Raw genomic sequence first — 2,483 nt, 5'->3', positions numbered from 1 at the left:
AGTGTTGTTCTTTAAAGATAGAAAACTCACTGAAGTCTTTTACGACCCGATTTTTGCTAAATCAAAAATCGCTTAAGAGGGATTCTTCTCTCGATAGTATTATACAAGACAAAAAGCCATAACCAATTGGTTATGGCTTTTTATTTTCATCCCCCTCTTCTCTTTGCTTCTTCAATGCGTTTTCTACACTTTTAATGAACAAAAGAAGAAAAAAGTTAAGAGAAAACAACTTCACAAAAAAATTAAATCACACATGAAACTCTTTCTCAATTCTCTTAACCTTTGATCATTTTCCTATCCTAAAAGACAATGTCTACAAAATACACAGGCAAGCGCTACTCTAAATATTCCTGCTCTCTTCTCTACATCTCAAAGAGCAAAAATTCCTATAAGCACAAATCTATAATCCCACTTTTTAAACTACATGACATTGATTTATAAAGAATGTTCATTGTTTTGCATGTTGGATGAGAGATCTTAATATCATAGGCTCTCTCATTGCAAATCTGTTTGAATCAACCAAAACCATGTCTTTTGCACGTTACAAGCAGGGAGAAAATGGAATAAAAATTGTTAATAAAGGATTAACACGCCTCCTATGAATTATCTCAAATGCCTGAATTACAAACATTAGGTGCTTACAAAATATGTGATGGTATCAACTTACTCCTTCATAAGCCTAAAGATGGAGAGCTCAATGGTTTTATTGTTATACTATTCACGGGTAGTGTCGTAAAATGGACTTGGAAGCATTAAGAAATGTTTCTAAAAAAAGCCCTTGAACTGGCAACCCAAGTGTATTTGATTTGGAACATTCTGTTTTGCATGAGGGACGTGATCTTATTAAAGAATGCAATAAACAAAAGCGTAAAGCAGTAAGCACCTTTATTAAAGAATATTGCTTTAAATGCTTTTGAAAGTCGTAAAACTGAACTAAAAGTGATGGTAAGGCTTGTGATTGATTTGCACCTTTACGACTTTATATTCTCTACAAATGAGGCTGTATAGCAGTTTCAGAGTCTACGCCAACACAGATACGCAATACCCTCTCCTCCATCTGCCATGTACAAGCTGGAATTCCTGATAAAGCTCTCATTTGCCTCAATCTTTGTTTCAAACGCGCTGTTGCATTGAGATTGAATAATGTTGATTACAAGCAACAAAAAAGCACGTGCTCTCTTAGGTAAACAACACCATAAAGCGCAAAATTTACCAGCTATGAATTGGAAAGAGCTGCCTGCTTTTTATCAAACACTCTGCAAAACAAAAACAATGACACAACTAACTTTGCGTTTTCTTATCCTAACAAGTATTCGTACACGTCCTTTGCGCCATATTTATAAAAATTATATTGATGGGAATATATGGACTCTATCCTTGGCTCGAGAATATGAAAAGACGACGGAATGCTACAACAGAATTTCGCGTGGCCTTATCATCTGAAGCACCAAAAGTGACCAAACAAACGTACCTTTTATCTGGCAATAATTTTTTCTACAACCAGTCATGGTACACTCGCTACGCATTGTATGGCTCAATATATGCAACAAACTGGACTTAGTACCTGCCCGCTTGGGGGGCGTTCTAATTTACACCATTGTCTAGCAGAATCTCGCTCTCACTACCTCAAAGGATGAAGCTTCTTACCCCGCATCAATCTGTAAACAATCCGCCTCCTTTTCTAGACAAGATATTGATTTATAATAAATAATTTATCGTTATTCATATTGAATTAGAATCCCGAATATCGTAGGATTCTCTCATTGCAAATCTGTTTATGTTGAATCAATCAAAATCACTTGCTTGCACCTCACAAGCGGAGCTGGCGTATAGGTAAAAACTATACAAGAAAGAACTAAAAATGCCTTTTATGAACCGTCTTAAGTGCCAAGGGCTGTCGCAACACCCACGAGCTGGCTAATATAATGATGGTGCTGGCTTGCTTCTTCTATAAGCATGAAGATGGAGGTACTCTATTAGATTTACCATTATACCATCCATGGTCAGCTCTGCAAAATGGGCTTTGGTGCCTTAAGACACACCTCTTTAAAACGGTTCCACTTTTTAACCACTTTAATTAGCGCTCCTCAAATGAGGGTATTTTACAGTACAATAGAATAAACACCCAAACAATAACTGATTACACCATTAATATTTCTAGACCTCTCCTTCATGTTAAGAAATATCTCTATACTGAAAAATAAAACAAAAAAGCACTTTACTGCCTAAATAAATTTCTTAAGCAATATATGCAAACAAAAATGAAATTGAGTAATATAAAAAATAGGAATTAAACCTAGAAATCTCTATTTTTATAGATAAAAATATATAAAATCAAAACCTACGAAACACATAAAAATATAACATATTTTCTTTGATGATTGAATTCATTCAACTCAAATTAATCTATAAACAGCCCTTATTCCACATTCGCAACACGTGTTCTTAGAATTCTCACTAGTGTTTTCTAAATTTTCGGGAAA

Annotated in this window: 2 protein-coding genes; both read left to right on the top strand. The window is 34.8% G+C overall.

The features are described 5' to 3' along the window. The first annotated feature begins 612 nt into the window (after positions 1–612). Entirely contained in the window at positions 613–756 is a 144-nt protein-coding gene (locus tag ACFIO3_RS11510; protein WP_375704491.1) for a hypothetical protein, read from the top strand. A 387-nt stretch (positions 757–1,143) separates the two neighbouring features. Next, positions 1,144–1,443 carry a hypothetical protein gene (locus tag ACFIO3_RS11505; RefSeq protein WP_375608475.1) on the top strand — a complete coding sequence of 100 codons (300 nt, stop codon included), beginning with the start codon at positions 1,144–1,146 and terminating at the stop codon, positions 1,441–1,443. The last annotated feature ends 1,040 nt before the right edge of the window (positions 1,444–2,483 follow it).

Source organism: Bartonella sp. AD328YNZD (assembly GCF_042196425.1).
This window is presented reverse-complemented; position numbering and strand designations above follow the sequence as displayed.